Origin of the sequence: Rhodonellum sp., from assembly GCF_030656585.1 — a bacterium.
Classification (GTDB): Bacteria; Bacteroidota; Bacteroidia; order Cytophagales; family Cyclobacteriaceae; genus Rhodonellum; species Rhodonellum psychrophilum.
Map to the genome: position 1 here is coordinate 36191 of NZ_JAUSPP010000028.1, position 15336 is coordinate 51526.

A 15336-nucleotide genomic window follows, 5' to 3' on the forward strand; every position below is an offset into this window, starting at 1 on the left:
TAATCTTTTTTGTGCGATAAATCCCTTTAGGGTGTTTTCGCCATTTCCAATGCTCTGGTCGTGGTGAAATACTTGACGATCATGTTTGGAACCTCCCAGTCAGGCATTTTTTTGGATTCAAAATACTCCAAAAACCTTTCCGTCACCTGTGCAAAATGAGCCTCATGGCCGACATGATAGCGTTCGGGGATTTTGACCAAGAATTCTCCGTTTTTCAGCTTTTCCAATCCAAGTCCCGGGAATGTAGATTGGAGTTTGTTGTTTACTGCTTCCTCCAGTGCTTTCTCCTGACCTTCCAAAAGTACAATATACAAGGTTGGTTTATATCCTTCTTCCTTTCCCTGACGAATAATCAAGTTGGCTTTTGTGCCGCGCATCATGCTGAAATGGGTGTCTCCAGCACCTTCGGGTGCTTCAAAATTCCAGATAACACTGACTTTGGCGTGCTTTCCACGCAGGGTGTAATTCATTTCACCATTGCTGAAAACCTCCAATTTTTCTCCACGAATACGGTCTTGTAGAAATTCAGGATAGCTTTGTTTTCCGGTAGCTTTTTTGAATTCATCCAAATTCATGGTAGTTGGCCATCTTTTGGCAGCCAACATCTGAACATCCGTGGTGTCCAAAATCATTTCGGGAAAAGCTTCCCACTGGATCAAGTCCACCAAATGTGTCGTCACATCGACAATTCCCTCGCCTTCTTTGTTTACATCAAAAAACCAATCCGGACGGATCAATGGCTGACCCGAAACATACTTGAAAAAGTGATGGACACTTTCCTTGGTAATGGCCGGATTTTTCAAAGTCCCTGTTTCAAGATCGCCAAAAACTTCTGGAAGCATTGAAAGCTCCCGTTGAAGCATCGATGATATCTCAAAGCGCTCGGTCATGATGTCATAAAGCATCAAATCCTTTTGAGCAGCCTCCTCAAAAGCCTTGATCAATTCCTTGAACCCAGCTTGATTGATCACCAGCGGTTTGTCTGCATAGACATGGATGCCGTTTGCAATGGCTGCACGGATATAGTCGATCTTCTGGTCGTTTTTGCCGGCAACCACCATCACGTTTCCAGGTTTTTTGGAAATCATTTGTTCCAAATAATCCTCGCCTTTTTCGACTTGAATGTTCCAGGAGGTAGGGTTTTCTTCCCGAAGATTATAGCCCGCTATCCGTTGGAGGTAATCGGCGAGTTCATTTCCCTCGGGGGCGAAAACATACACAGTCGAATCCACTTTGGGATACATGGTCTTGTGGATCAATCCAGCATGGAAATGACCGGGATCAAGACTCATGATGATCACTTTGTCCTTTTCGGATTTTTCCATGGTATCTTCTTTTGGTGCATTGCAAAACTGGAAAATCAAAAGGGGAAACAACACAAAAAGCCTTCTTAATTTAATGTTCATTGGTTCAAATTTTGACATTGTCTGTTCCATAAGGCGCTCTTTGGGGTCTGCTGAGGTGTGAATTGGCTTCGGCATCGTTGACAAAGCGCTCCGTTTTGGGGTCCCATTCCAGTTTTCGGCCCGTCTTCATCGCGATATGGCTGACCAAACATACCGAGCACGATCGATGACCGATTTCTACAGGTGAAATGGGTTCCTCGCCCGATTCAATACAATCCAGCCAATTGCCATGCTGCTCAGCGCTTTTATACAGATGGATCTCCTCTGGACCAATGATGGATTGGAGTATTTTTGGGTCTGATGCGTCGAGTGCTTTTGCATTTGCTCCTTGCGAAACCGGATCACTTGTGGAGGCCACATAACTTCCACGTGAGACCCATATCCAGCCGTCCGAACCTTCATACCGGATGCCATTGGGATAGCCACCGCTGGTCAGCATCATTATGCCATTCTCATATTCCGCCTTGACCATGAAGTCTCCATGGACATTCCAAAGGCCAGATCTTGGGAATTCGGCGACTGCCTCGATAAATCTGGGTCCGGTAAGTTCGGTATCCATTCCCCAAGCCGCACAGTCAAAATGATGTTGGCCCCACCCGGTAATCATCCCCGCACCATAATTTTCGTGTCTCAGCCAACCTGGACGGCCATAATCATGCTGAGGATGGACGCCAATCTCCGTGTAAGGAATCTCTGGTGTTGCGCCCAACCATCTGTCGAAATCCAGGTTTTTGGGTATGGGCATTTGTGGTGCTTCAGGCCCCGCGGGATCTCCGGGCAAGCCAATCCTGACGGTGTGGAGTTTTCCAATTCTTCCGTTTCTCACCAATTCTGCCGCGATTCTAAATTGGTCGCTTGAGCGCTGCTGGGTGCCAAGTTGCAGGACAATTCCAGTTTTGTTCACCACTTCGACCAATTGGCGGCCTTCTTTGATGGTCAAGGAAGTGGGTTTTTGGAGATAGATGTGCTTGCCTGCCAATGCCGCTTCCATAGCCGGCTGGGAGTGCCAATGGTCAGGAGTACTGATGATGACGGCATCGATGTCTTTGTCCATCAGCATTTCTCTATAATCCCCATATTGCTTTACATTGAGATAGGGACTCCCCATTTTTTGGGTATAATATTGTTCTACAAGTTCTTTTCCTTCCCGCATTCGCTTGCTGTCCACGTCGGAAACTGCCACAATCCTGGCCTTGTCGTGCTGCCAGGTGCCGGGAAGATCATGGTCGCGACCGATCCGGCCACAGCCAATCTGGCCGATGTTGATTTTATTGCTGGGGGCATTTTTGCCGAAAACTGAGGAAGGTACAATAGTGGGAAAACCCATTATTGCTGTTGCCATTGCGCTCTTTTGGATAAAGTGTCTTCTTTTCATGGGGAGGTTTTAGGTTAGATGGGAGTTAATTTTTTGAGAATGCTTTCCAATAGGCTTCAGCTTCCCCAGCGGTAAGGGAGCCGTCAAAAACAACCATTCGGTAGTTCAGGGTGTATTTTTTGCCTGGCAAAATCTCCCAGGATTCATGGCGGATGGGACAAAATTCAATAAAAACATTTTCCTTTCCCTCGTTGGCGTCCTCTGGCCAAACCCGCATCGGTTCTGGATGAGATCTGTTTTGTGGGTGGCTGAGGAAAAGTATACCGCTTTTGCCGGAGGCATCCGAGCTTACGCCTTCGATGATTACCCATTTTGCAAAGGAACCGTCAGCGGCTTTTCGGTCGTGTCCTTCAGATGTCAATACTGTGCTGTTGGTATGGTCCCACATTTCCGTGGCCCTGAAACCAATCCCTCCACCGTATCGGTAGGCATCCAACATGACACTTGATGCAAGGGGAGTGGAAATGGTCGTGGTATAATCCACTATGTATCGGTTATTTTTCTTGTTCCAAACCCTGATGCCCAAATCCTCTTCAATCGCCAACTGTGGACCATTAGGAGCAAGTAAGTCCATGTGCTTTTGTCTGACGACCAATTCAGCAAATTCTGGATTTTCCTGTTTGGAAATGATGCGGTCAAAGTCCACCCGGCCTTTTCCGTCACCCAAATTCCAAAAGTCGACCTCACGACCTTGAATGGTTGTTTTGGTCCAAGGACCCCAAATTCCGTAGTGGTGGTAATGGTCAGGAGGTTGGATCCTGGTGAGTTTCTGTCCAGATGGAGAATTGAGGGGATGGATGAATCCGGATTTTTTAAATTCCGGTTTCACGCCACCCGGTACCCCAGCTGCCGCCGTCTGGTAGGTCAGTAGCAAATGTTTGCCGCTTTTAAAATCTATCCCGCTGGGAGTTTCTTGGAGTTGGACCTGCTGAGAGAAAGCAGATGCAGGTAAACCGAGGATAAGGAGGCTTTGGAAGAAAAGTCTTTTGAATTCCATTGATTTTTAGGTTATTGGGTTTTCGGATTTTCAAGTTATAAAAATCCTCATAATCTCAGATGATACCTCCTCCTTTTATACCAATGGAAATAAAGATTTTACTCTTCTCATTCCTTTTTTGCCAAGTTTTCTTCGCAAAATCACAAAGCCTTCCCGAAGTAAAGTTGGATAAAACCTGGATTGACAAAATACATTCTCTGGCGCCGGAGAGTGCAACTTTCCCGATTTCAGAAAAGAAAAATGTGCTTGTCTTTTCACTGCATACAGGTTTTGACCATTGGGTGATTCCACATACGGAAGAGATGTTGAAAGTGATCAGTGAGAAAAGTGGTGCTTTTGAGGTAACAGGAAGTAAGGATGTTGGGATGTTTGAAATGGAAAACCTCAAAAAATTCGATGCCGTAGTACTGAATAATACCTGTTCCAAGCCAGATCACAGGAATTTGTTTTGGGACAAGTTGAGGGAGGAATCTGATGCCGACAGTGCCCAAGTGATGAAATGGGCCTTGAAATTGGAGGCAAACCTGCTGGAATATGTCCAAAATGGGGGAGGCTTGCTTTTGCTTCATGGTGCGGTGACGGCGCAAAACAATTCCGGTGCATTCAGTCGATTGGTGGGAGCAAGTTTCGATTATCATCCTCCACAGCAGGCCATTCAAGTAAGACTTGAAGACCCAAACCATCCGCTGGTCCAGGCTTTTCCGGTAGGTGGATTCAATCATGTGGATGAACCTTATTTTTACAAAAACGCCTATTCTGACTTGGATTTTAAGCCTTTGCTTTATTTCAACAATTCAGAAATCACAGGGCAGAGGAATGCATTGACCGAAGGAAAAACCTATGTGGCATGGATTAGGGCACAAGGAAAAGGGAAAGTGATGTATTGCTCACCATCACACAATGCCCAAAGTTTTGAAAACCCGGAATTACTGCGATTTTTTCTGGACGGGATGCAGTATGTAGTGGGCGATGTAGAATGCGATGAAACACCGATTAAAAAGCAGTAAAATTGAAAATTTCAATGTAAAAAATTGACTTTTCTTGGCGCGGTATTCATGTTTAAAAATTAATTGATATGAGCATCCGCTATTTTGCCAGTAAAATATATTTCCAAGAAAAGGGACCAAGCTGAAAGAAGGAAGAAGTCACCGATTAAGATTTCTGGAGAGGATCATGTGAATTTTGCTGTCTACTGGAAAAATCATGGATAGTCAAATTGATTTTTTTACAAGTTAGAAGACCTTTTGATGGACCCCAAAAGATGCATTGGGTTTCCAAATGGATTTGAAACTGCAAGAAAATCAGTCGATTTGGGGAATAAGGCGTGGCTCCGATGTGGTGGACTCAATAAGAATAAGGAATTATAATTATTTACAATTACAAGCCGAAATGGTGTTGCATAACAGGGTTTGAACCCTAATTATGGAATAGGTTTCCAAATGGGGTTGAAACTACAAGGAAATCAGACGATTGGGAGAATTATTCCCGACACCAATAGGGTGAAGTCAAAAATAGTCAACACCTAATTGATTATCAGTAAATTACATTATTGAATTGAGTTCGTAATGCATAAAACGGGTTGAAAGGATCGGTGCGATCTGTCGAAACAAAAACAGCCCTGACGAAGGCTGTTTTTGTTTTAAGAAATAAAAAGATCCATTCGGAATATACCAAGAATTGAAATTGAATAATTGTGTATACCTTCTTTGCTTGTTCCTGATTGGGGTTGCTTATGCCTTGAAAGGCAATTGATAAATTCGCTCACCGGTGAGTTTATACATGGCATTGCAAAGTGCCGCGATATAGGGAGGTACGGGTGGTTCACCCACGCCCGTTGGTTTTTCCATGCTCTCGACAATGTGGACATGGATCTTTTTTGGAGATTGGGGCATTCTGATGATTTCGTAACCATCAAAATTATTTTGCTGGACTTTTCCGTTTTCCAAGGTAATGGCAGAGGTCATGGCTAGACTTGTCGCAAATTGTGCACCGCCTTCAAATTGGGATCTTATCCTGTCGGTATTCACGCCAATACCGCAATCCACTGCATAAAACACCTCTGGGATCAATAGCTTTCCATCTGCGCCTTTTTCCACGCGCACGATACAGGCCACATAAGTAAGGAAGCTTTTATGCGCCGCGAATCCCATCGCCTTGCCTTCTGCAACTGCGTTTTTCCAGTTCGCCTCCTTGGCCACTATTTCAATTACTCTTTTCAGCCGACCGGTATTCAATGGGAATTTTTCGATGCTTTCGCCATAATTGCCAAATTGACCCTTAATTTCCCCTTCAAAATTCAGATTTTTGTCTTCACCCAGCAATCCCGATAGGAAATCAACAGGATCTTCTCCTTTTGCTTCAGCAAGCTCATCCAGCATGCAGTTGGTGGCAAAAGAATGGTGGATATTGCTGACGGACCTCAGCCAACCGATCCTGGTATGGGCCTTTGATTCATGTGATTCTATCCGGATATTGGGGACGTCAAAAGGAAAGTCGATGCAGCCAAGTCCCAATTCTCCATCAGAAGGATGGAGTTCTGTGGCACTGGCTGTAGCACCAATTGCAGGGAAAACAGTGTGGTGATTCCATCCGCTAAGGTTGCCGTTTTTATCTAAAGTTGCCTTGATCCTCTGTGCACTTTGGGCATGCAAAAAATCATGGTGTAAATCGTCCTCTCTGGTCCATTGTACCCGAACAGGTGATTTGGCGGCTTTTGATAGCAAGGCTGCCTCTACCACAAAATCAGGTTTGGATTTTCTGCCAAAGCCACCACCCAATAATGTTACATTTACGGTCACATTGTATAAATCGATATTAAGTGCGTCTGCAACGGCCTGTCTTGCCCATTGGGGATGCTGCGTAGGTGCCCAGATCTCACAAATTCCGTCTCCCTGGTAATGGGCGATGGCTGCTGGCGGCTCTATGGTGGCATGGGCATAAAAAGGGGCTAGGTAAGTTCTTTCAATCCTTTTGCCTGCATTTCTTTGCGCAGCTTTGAAATCCCCTCTTTCCCTTCTTAACTTCCCATCACCAGTGGTGCTTTTTAGCATCTCTTCCAGCTGTTTTGAGGAGCTGTACGTTTGGTTTTCTCCCAAATCCCATTCAATCTCCAAGGCATCACGGCCTTTCATGGCTGCCCAGGTATTGTCTGCGATGACCGCTACGCCTTCTAGTGGTTTGTCCAATCCCGGAGGATTGCCTGCTCCCTCGATTTTTACCACCCGGTTGACACCGGGAATGGCCATTGCTTTTTCATCATTGAATGAGATCACTTTCGCCCCGACAACAGGGCTTCGCCGGATGACCGCAATTTGCATGTTCGGGAGGTCTACATCGGCTCCGTAGATGGCTTTCCCTGTTGACATGTCTTTTGCGTCATATATCGTGACATCCTTCCCGATCAATTTGTAGCTTGAGAATTCTTTTAGCGTGATGCTTTCAGGTTTTGGGATTTCCATTTTCCCCATATCAGCGACCAGGTCTCCGAACTTGATTTTTTTACCGCTGGAGTGGAGAACTTGGCTGTTTTCAGTGCTGCATTCTGAGACATCTACACCCCATTTGGCAGCCGCTGCAGCCTGTAGCATTTGGCGTGCCGTACCTCCCGCAAGTCGCATGGGCTCGTAAAACATCCGGATGGAATAAGATCCATCGGTGTTCTGGTCTCCGTACTTTTCCTCATCACCTTCTGCTTGGGCAATCTTTACTTTGCTCCACTCTGCTCCCATTTCATCAGCAACGATCATTGGTAGCGTAGTTCGGATTCCCGTGCCCATTTCAGAGCGATGCGCAATAAGTGTGATGACATTGTCAGAAGAGATGTTGATGTAGACATTTGGCGCAAAGGTGATGACTTCACCTTTTGGACCAGCACATTGGAAGTTTATACCCATGACAAATCCCCCGGTGACGAGTGAGCTTATCTTTAAAAATTCCCTTCTGGAGGGAATGAATACTTTGCTTTGGATTTTGGGCTCTTTTGTTTTGAAAAAAGGGAGTTTTGGTAGCATGGCTTTATCGCTTTGAATGAGCAGAATTTTTTTAGGACTTGGAGGCGGTGAGAATGGCCTCCTTGATGCGGTTATAGGTGCCGCATCGGCAAAGGTTTCCTGCCATGGCGGCTTCGATTTCGCTCCCTGAAGGTGTTCGGTTTTCTTTGAGCAGTGCTGCTGCTTGCATGATTTGTCCCGATTGACAATATCCGCATTGAGGGACCACATGTTCCACCCAGGCTTTTTGGAGGGGATGGTCGCCTTCCTTTGAAAGGCCTTCAATGGTGGTTATTTTTTTATCGCCAACTGCGGAAATCGGCATGCTGCAAGATCTTACCGCCTTATCATCCAAGTGGACAGTGCAGGCTCCGCAAAGTGCTTGGCCACAGCCAAACTTGGTTCCTTTCATCGAAAGCAAATCTCTGATGACCCAGAGGAGGGGCATGTCTTCCGGAGCAGTGACTTCCTGCTTTTTGCCATTTATAGTGAGGGTGTATTTGTTGTCCATCGTTGGGAGTGTTTTTTGAATAATTTAACAATTTAACCCTTGTTATGCATTACCAATTTCAGGGTATAGTTTCTTAATAATCAGTAATTCGTATGTTTTTTTGACTTCACCATATTAGGGATTATCCATATCCTCTCAAAAGCCTGATTTTCTTGCAGTTTCAATCCTGTTAGAAAATCAAATGCATATTTCCATTTAACTTACCTCAAGTTAGCTCATTTCCGTTACTTTTCCGCTGTATTGGAATTCGGGTTTAAGGATATTCCCGGAATTATGCGCCAATAAGATTCCACTTGTCCCGGTAGGGTCTCCAAAGTAAGCCGTTTGCCTCATCGTCCTTTTGGAACAGCTCTTTTCGATGGTTCCATTCCAAAGGTCTGCCCAGTTGGAATGAAATGAGGCCAAGGTGCATCGGCATTGTCATTTCGCGAACATATTCAAGGTTGGATTCCGGTTGTTTTCTTGATTTGATGGAATCGATGAAATTCTGCTGATGTCCAGGCGAGCGCGGGATAGACAGCGCTACTTCCGGAATGTCATTCAGTATTTTTCCATTGAAGTATATTTCCATGCTGTTATAGTCGCAAATAAGGCTTCCTTTAGTCCCTTCAAAACATGCCCCAATATGCCTTCTTTCTGCACCAGGGATGTTCGGAGGGGTTGAAGTCCAGTGCACGTCAAGATTTTTGAATTCATAATCCACATTCATCCAAGCAGCCGTGTCTCCCATACCGGGTGACCGCTGTCCTGTAGCCGATATCCGATTGAGTTTGTTTGGTTCCAAGGACATGTAGAGCACATCGGCAATGTGGCACCAGAAATCCTGAAACACTCCACCTGAATATTCCATAAAATACCGGTAATTGACATGGCATTTTTCCGGGGCATATTCCGAATAGGGAGCCGGACCCAGCCACATGTCCCAGTTGAGACTCTTGGGAGGGGTCTGGAAGTTGAGCCTTTTGATGATAGGTGGTTCACCGGTTTTCCATAGCCTCACCGATTTTATTTTTCCAAGTTCCCCCGATTGAATGATTTCTGCAACCCTATGGTAATTGTCTCCTGCGTGGATCTGGGTTCCCAGTTGAAAAATCCTACCCTGTTCTTCCAAAGCATCAAGCATCATTTGCCCTTCTTTAAAGGAATAGGAGAGGGGTTTTTCACCGTAAACATCCTTTCCGGATTGGAAGGCGAGGATCGCAATCTGGGCATGCCAGTGATCGGGAGTGGCAATGGTAATTGCATCAATGTCTGGCCGGTCAAGAATGTGCCTAAAGTCGGTATAGGTGACTGCTTTGTTGTCCGGGTGGATTTTGTTGAGTTTTTTCAGGGCATCTTTTGCCCTGTTGCTGTCTACATCACACAAGGCGACCACCTCCACATCGGGGAGATTGGCAAACCAATTGAGATGGGAGAGGCCCATCCCTCCAAGCCCGATGATTGCGATCCGGACACGGTCGGAGGGGGCGGCTTGCAAACCTGAAAAGGGGAGAAAAGCAAACCCGAGTGTAGAAATGGCACTCAGTCTGATAAAATCTCTTCTGTTGAAAGTGGGGTCCATACCTTTTTTGATTAGAGGATAATGCAAGAAAGAAAAGCGGTATTTCAATTTAAGGAAAAAACCTATTCGATTCCATCTGATTTGAGGTATTTGCTCAACATATTTATTTGGGGTAATTAAATATGTTTTAGGTTGAGAAAATTAAGTGGCTGATTAATAGGAAAAAATGGATTCGGCTAGAAAAAACTACAATATTTTGGGAGTGAGGTTTGGAAAAAATCAAACATCCTGCTAAGTTTGCATCACGTTAACCGAAAGGGTTGGCAAAATAACAACAAATTCCTCCTTAGCTCAGCTGGTTAGAGCATCTGACTGTTAATCAGAGGGTCCTTGGTTCGAGCCCAAGAGGAGGAGCCAAAGCCTTGCAGAGATGCAGGGCTTTTTGCATTTTTGGACCATGGGACAATTTTTTGTTTATATTTTGTATTCGTCTTCCATCGATAAATATTACGTTGGTCAAAGCGAAAATATGGCGAATAGGATAGCATTCCACAATGATGGTGCAAGAAATAAAATCTGGACAAGGCGGGGCATTCCTTGGGAACTGAAAATCGTTTTTGGATATGAATCAAAAACTGAATCCTTAAAAGCGGAAAAATTCATCAAAAATCAGAAATCAAGAATATTTATAGAAAAGCGAATAGCGGGAGGCTGGAATTGCGTCTGACCCAGTTTGAACGGGATGGGTCTTTGTTTCGGCAATCCCAAGAGACGAACGAATCGGGAAGCTCAACAGGAGGAGCAAAAGCCTTGCAGAGATGCAGGGATTTTTTTTGCGTTTTTAGACCATGGAACAGGGAAATGAATGTTGATTTTATAGTAGGGAGAATCCCAGTGCTGGAGCAGGAGAGCATTGACTTGGGGATCTATCCAGTTTAACTATCTCCTAAAGGATGAGGTCCAAGACATTGGGATTTGGCCGGGCATTATATAATGCTGTTGTAGGTGGTAGTGGAGGACAATTGTGAAATAGGATTTGGTGTGGAGGATAAGTTTATTTCCTGATGCATAAAGATTTATTTTGACATGTATTCCTTCTTATCCTAAAGAGATATTTTCAATAATATTAATTTCCATCCTCATTATTTTCTTCTTCAAGTTTTCATTTTTAAGCGTCCCTATAATCCAAGTGGTATTTTTTTTCTATGGATAGGTGTCCGGAATTTCCGATGGTTCAATAATTTAATTTTGGTATTTGCCGATTGATTAAATTTTATTCAGCCGATCCAAGCGGAACACCTTTCTTTTAAGAAGATTTCCAAGACAGATCGATTATATTTTGTTGGTCGATTTCAATTGAATAAAAAAAAATCGTTAAAAATACCATTAAAGATAGTTGATTATGAAGATGGAGGTGGTGTAGCTTTTATTCTAGAGTATTTTTTATTTGCGAAAAACGAATGATAGATGCTTCCATTCGTTATTTTTGCCAGAATGAATCAACATTTAAATTTTGTTGATTTCTTGTAAATAGATATCGATTTCAGGGAGTTATTTTGAATTCCTATACTCAAGGGTATTGAATTTCGACTCAATACAGATGAACTCAATTATGGGTTTTTAAAGCAAACAAACTCCAATACTTCAAAAAACAGCTTTTCATAAATCGGGATTGATTCTGTTTTTTAGTAAAATTTCAATTCCTTATAATTAGTTTTTGGATAGTATTTTTCTGGAAATTTTTCAATAAAAAAAGGGCGCCTAAATTGGCGCCCTTTTTTTATTGAATAAAGTCTTATTAGACCTTATCTTCGTATTTCTTTACCCAGCTATTCAAGGTTTGATAATTCAAACCTTTGGCTCTTGCAAATTTTGAAGTATTCATGCTGCTGTTTTCGGATTCTTCATTTCTGAATTCCCTTACATAATTGATCTTGTCATTTTCGCTGTAGCTTGTTCTTGAAGCTTTTTTAGCGCCACCTGATTTTCCACCATTGATCAATTCAATTGCTTCCATGATGTCTTTAACCAATGAAAGGTCCGTCAAGTCCAATCCTGCTTTAGCAAGTTTGTTTTGCGCTTCTATCTTTGGGTTTTTTGGAGTAACACTAAGTCCTTTTTTGGAAGCTTCTTGAAGGCTTATTTCTTGCCCATCTTCAGTAACGAAAACAAATGCATCTTTCTTCTTTAATTCTGAGAGAACACTCTTTATTAAGTCTTTCATGTTTTTTGATTTTTTTGATTATTTTTTATAAATGTAAGTATTAATAATTCATATTCAAATCGTATTTAGTGTAAGTTGTTCATTGATTTATAATTCCCGCTATTTTTTATGAAACCATTTTCCGGATTATGCTTTAAGTTATGAATGAAAATTCTAGATTTTGTTTATTGAAAATTGAATGAAAACTATTCGAAAAACCGACTAGTATTAAAAAAAGCCTATTTATGGTAAAAAATAAATTCTTTTTATATGAATTTTAATATATGTTTAAATTGGTGTAAATCAGTATATTTAATGTGTTTTGGATCAATTTATACTTTCATTTAAAATAGTTTAAAAATAAAGATTTAATTCAATTCCTCTAAAAGAATTAACTTAAGAACTTGAGGGTTTTTCCCTTTTTTAGGTTCTTATGAGTTATCGGCTTTTGATTCTTTTTATGGTTTTATTTAATTTGAAACGAAATTTATTTTTCTCGGTGTGCAAAAATATTCTCGTGATTATTTTTTGAATTTCCAATTTCCAAGGTCGGATTCCCCTTTTGGTTTTATGTGTTTTAAATTTTCAGCATCATTGTTTTTTCCTTTGGATTGAAGAGCTCGCCTTAAATGCTGACGTATGGTGTGACTATTCTGATAGTAATTATAACGATTTGAACTGTGTGTTTTTTAAACGTTAAAAAACAATGATTTTGACTACTCTCTTTTATTTGTAAAGTGGGTTGTGATTTCTTGAAAACGGATTAAGGGAGATTTAATAATGGGAGACGATTAAAATTTATTAAGGATTATTGGGTTGTTTAGAATATGTTTCTTCTTTGTTTTGGAAGTGGGATTTCTGGGTTTGATTTTTAGATACGCTATTCTTAAGATCTTAATTAACCCATTGTGTTATCGAAAAATTTAAGTGCGTCATTTTTCAGACATACAATAAATATGTTTTCAGTCTTAGATTCAATTGGAAAAAACGAGTTGGTTTCTTCCGATTAGTTTTGAATTATTGCCTATCCAGAATTTCTTATTTAGTAAAAGAATTAGGAATGGATTTGGATCCCTTTCCCATTCTATATCTTATGTATCAATGAACAGTTAGGGAAGAAGCTTTTTTTTCTTGCCGGTTTTTGAAGCAATTTTTCGTAATGTGATTTATGGAAATTTCGAAAGGGTAGTTTTGATTTATCCCCAAAAAATATTTTGTGTTATGTGGTTTTAGACTTTGAGGTTTTATTCCATATTTTCTTTTCTTGGACTCAAATATTTATAGCTTCTGTTTTTTAATTTTTCAAAACTGGGCGTCCTTAATTTGAGAAGTTTAATCCAATTGGTTTTATTGATTTACACTCAATTCGCTGGATATATACTTTAAAATTACCTTTGTTAAAATTTTAGTTTTAATCCTTTAAAACCATTTTCTGGTTCTTTTGTTTTTTTTAAACATTTATTCAATTGATCTAAATTAGACACTTTTCACTGATCTTAGGGAGAGATTCTAATTGGCTAATTTTTTAATAATCAATCGGGGAGATTAGTGGAACATGTCAAAAAGAAAGAGATATGGAACGCATCTGGGTAGTCGGTGTAGGAATATGATTTGGCTATGGTGGTTATATTAAAATTTTTAAACTCGCTTGCTTTTATCTCGTCCCATTGACCAGGTCTTTTATATTTGGATTGGTAAACCTTAAACTTTTCTCCTCAAGATTAAGAATATTGTCTTTTAAATATTTTCTTTTTTGGCGAGAGACTTTCTGTCTTAAAATTTCCTTGAAAAAATTAATCCTTTATCGTTAAGTTTGAGGTTAAATCACTGCCCCAAATAAATAATTAATTGCATTCACCTCTCTAATCATCCTGTGGAAATCACCATTTATGGCCTTTAATTCGATTGATTTTGCTGTGTTTTTGCCCATCGTTTTTATTCTGTATTGGTTTGTGGCCAAGCGGAATTTGAGGGCGCAAAACCTATTGATCGTTATGGCCAGTTGTTTTTTTTATGGAATGTGGGATTGGCGATTTTTGGCTCTCATACTTTTCAGTACGCTTGTTGATTTTGGTGTAGGATTGGGGCTTGCCCAAACTGAAAAGATACATCGGCGAAAATTATTGCTCTGGATGAGTGTAGGTGTCAATCTTGGCTTCCTTGGATTTTTCAAATACTATAATTTTTTCCTCGATAATTTCCTGGATACCTTTTCCTTGCTTGGCAGTCCCATACAGGCCAACTCCCTGAATATTATATTGCCTGTAGGGATCAGTTTCTACACCTTTCAAACGATGAGTTATACGATTGATGTCTACAGGAAAAAGTTGCAGCCAACCCGGGATTTTATTGCTTTTAGTGCTTTTGTGAGTTTCTTTCCCCAACTGGTGGCTGGGCCTATTGAGAGGGCATCCAACCTGCTTCCTCAGTTTTTTAAGGAAAGGGTCTTTGACCAAAAAAAGGCTGTGGATGGTTTGAAACAGATTCTATGGGGTTTGTTCAAAAAAATGGTGATTGCCGATAACTGCGCCCAATATGCCAATACCATTTTCAATAATTCTGAAATTGCTTCTGGTTCCATGTTGGCAATGGGGGCTTTCTTTTTTGCTTTTCAGATTTACGGGGATTTTTCAGGGTATTCCGATATTGCCATCGGAACCTCCAGACTTTTTGGGTTTGATTTGATGAAAAATTTCGCCACCCCTTATTTCTCTAGAAACATAGCTGAGTTTTGGAGGCGTTGGCATATATCGCTCTCCACTTGGTTTAGGGACTATGTCTATATTCCGCTGGGTGGAAGTCAGGTGGAGATTTGGCCAAAAGTGAGGAACATTTTCATCATCTTTTTGGTCAGTGGTTTTTGGCATGGGGCCAATTGGACTTTTATCGTTTGGGGGGCGCTTAATGCTGTTTATTTTCTACCCTCTCTTTTTCTTGGGAGCAATCGGAAGCATCTCGAAATTGTGGCCCAAGGGAGGGTTTTGCCCAGCTTCAGGGAGTTCTTGTCCATGTTGGCAACCTTCTCCTTCACCACTTTTGCATGGATATTTTTTCGTGCCGAAAACATCGATCATGCTATTCGGTTTGTTGGCGGGATATTTTCAACCTCGTTTTTTACGGTACCCAATCTTTATGCGATGGAAGGCTCAGTTACGCTTTTGGTATTCATCTTCCTTTTCTTGATTTTGGAATGGAGGGGTAGAGAAAATGAGTACGCGATCAGTGAATTGGGGGCTCGATCGACACGTGTACTCAGATGGTCAATGTATGTGGGCTTTATTTTGGTCATCAATATTTTTGGGAATAATTCCGCTGATATCGAATTTATTTATTTTCAATTTTAACCAAAGACGA

At 41.6% G+C, this 15336-nt stretch carries 10 protein-coding genes and 1 tRNA gene; 4 read left to right on the forward strand and 7 right to left on the reverse strand.

Annotation, left to right across the window (positions count from 1 at the left end):
• Window positions 1-26: 26 nt before the first annotated feature.
• The 3 genes from Q7J63_RS06440 to Q7J63_RS06450 are packed head-to-tail and all read right to left on the reverse strand — an operon-like array spanning window position 27 to window position 3778.
• Entirely contained in the window at window positions 27-1406 is a 1380-nt protein-coding gene (locus Q7J63_RS06440; RefSeq protein WP_304884815.1) for a putative oxidoreductase C-terminal domain-containing protein, read from the reverse strand.
• Between the two features lie 4 nt (window positions 1407-1410).
• Complete coding sequence (locus tag Q7J63_RS06445) at window positions 1411-2781, reverse strand: Gfo/Idh/MocA family protein (protein WP_304884817.1); 1371 nt, start codon at window positions 2779-2781, stop codon at window positions 1411-1413.
• A gap of 25 nt (window positions 2782-2806) precedes the next feature.
• On the reverse strand, window positions 2807-3778 hold the full coding sequence (locus Q7J63_RS06450; protein WP_304884818.1) for a PmoA family protein: 972 nt from the start codon (window positions 3776-3778) through the stop codon (window positions 2807-2809).
• Window positions 3779-3861: 83 nt separating this feature from the next.
• Here Q7J63_RS06450 and Q7J63_RS06455 point away from each other — a divergent pair, with 83 nt between their 5' ends.
• Window positions 3862-4785 carry a ThuA domain-containing protein gene (locus Q7J63_RS06455; RefSeq protein ID WP_304884819.1) on the forward strand — a complete coding sequence of 308 codons (924 nt, stop codon included), beginning with the start codon at window positions 3862-3864 and terminating at the stop codon, window positions 4783-4785.
• A gap of 723 nt (window positions 4786-5508) precedes the next feature.
• Here Q7J63_RS06455 and Q7J63_RS06460 read toward each other — a convergent pair.
• The 3 genes from Q7J63_RS06460 to Q7J63_RS06470 form a co-directional block, all read right to left on the reverse strand.
• Window positions 5509-7788, reverse strand: a complete 2280-nt coding sequence (locus Q7J63_RS06460) for a xanthine dehydrogenase family protein molybdopterin-binding subunit (RefSeq protein ID WP_304884820.1) — start codon at window positions 7786-7788, stop codon at window positions 5509-5511.
• A gap of 31 nt (window positions 7789-7819) precedes the next feature.
• On the reverse strand, window positions 7820-8278 hold the full coding sequence (locus Q7J63_RS06465) for a (2Fe-2S)-binding protein (protein WP_304884821.1): 459 nt from the start codon (window positions 8276-8278) through the stop codon (window positions 7820-7822).
• A gap of 271 nt (window positions 8279-8549) precedes the next feature.
• Complete coding sequence (locus Q7J63_RS06470; RefSeq protein ID WP_304884822.1) at window positions 8550-9839, reverse strand: Gfo/Idh/MocA family protein; 1290 nt, start codon at window positions 9837-9839, stop codon at window positions 8550-8552.
• 280 nt (window positions 9840-10119) lie between these two features.
• Between Q7J63_RS06470 and Q7J63_RS06475 the strand changes: the two genes are divergently transcribed.
• Window positions 10120-10196, forward strand: a tRNA-Asn gene (locus Q7J63_RS06475).
• A 40-nt stretch (window positions 10197-10236) separates the two neighbouring features.
• Window positions 10237-10506: a GIY-YIG nuclease family protein gene (locus Q7J63_RS06480; protein ID WP_304884823.1), complete on the forward strand. Its 270-nt coding sequence runs from the start codon at window positions 10237-10239 to the stop codon at window positions 10504-10506.
• Between the two features lie 1071 nt (window positions 10507-11577).
• On the opposite strand, the gene Q7J63_RS06485 is transcribed toward Q7J63_RS06480, so the two are convergent.
• Window positions 11578-12003 carry a hypothetical protein gene (locus Q7J63_RS06485; RefSeq protein ID WP_304884824.1) on the reverse strand — a complete coding sequence of 142 codons (426 nt, stop codon included), beginning with the start codon at window positions 12001-12003 and terminating at the stop codon, window positions 11578-11580.
• A gap of 1868 nt (window positions 12004-13871) precedes the next feature.
• Here Q7J63_RS06485 and Q7J63_RS06490 point away from each other — a divergent pair.
• On the forward strand, window positions 13872-15326 hold the full coding sequence (locus Q7J63_RS06490; protein ID WP_304884825.1) for an MBOAT family protein: 1455 nt from the start codon (window positions 13872-13874) through the stop codon (window positions 15324-15326).
• The last annotated feature ends 10 nt before the right edge of the window (window positions 15327-15336 follow it).

Bases quoted from the DNA above. Each gene is read 5' to 3' on its own strand.
- Q7J63_RS06460 (WP_304884820.1), bottom strand. From the start codon at position 7,788: ATGCTACCAAAACTCCCTTTTTTCAAAACAAAAGAGCCCAAAATCCAA.
- Q7J63_RS06440 (WP_304884815.1), bottom strand. From the start codon at position 1,406: ATGAACATTAAATTAAGAAGGCTTTTTGTGTTGTTTCCCCTTTTGATT.
- Q7J63_RS06480 (WP_304884823.1), top strand. From the start codon at position 10,237: ATGGGACAATTTTTTGTTTATATTTTGTATTCGTCTTCCATCGATAAA.
- Q7J63_RS06445 (WP_304884817.1), bottom strand. From the start codon at position 2,781: ATGAAAAGAAGACACTTTATCCAAAAGAGCGCAATGGCAACAGCAATA.
- Q7J63_RS06465 (WP_304884821.1), bottom strand. From the start codon at position 8,278: ATGGACAACAAATACACCCTCACTATAAATGGCAAAAAGCAGGAAGTC.
- Q7J63_RS06490 (WP_304884825.1), top strand. From the start codon at position 13,872: ATGGCCTTTAATTCGATTGATTTTGCTGTGTTTTTGCCCATCGTTTTT.
- Q7J63_RS06485 (WP_304884824.1), bottom strand. From the start codon at position 12,003: ATGAAAGACTTAATAAAGAGTGTTCTCTCAGAATTAAAGAAGAAAGAT.
- Q7J63_RS06455 (WP_304884819.1), top strand. From the start codon at position 3,862: ATGGAAATAAAGATTTTACTCTTCTCATTCCTTTTTTGCCAAGTTTTC.
- Q7J63_RS06450 (WP_304884818.1), bottom strand. From the start codon at position 3,778: ATGGAATTCAAAAGACTTTTCTTCCAAAGCCTCCTTATCCTCGGTTTA.
- Q7J63_RS06470 (WP_304884822.1), bottom strand. From the start codon at position 9,839: ATGGACCCCACTTTCAACAGAAGAGATTTTATCAGACTGAGTGCCATT.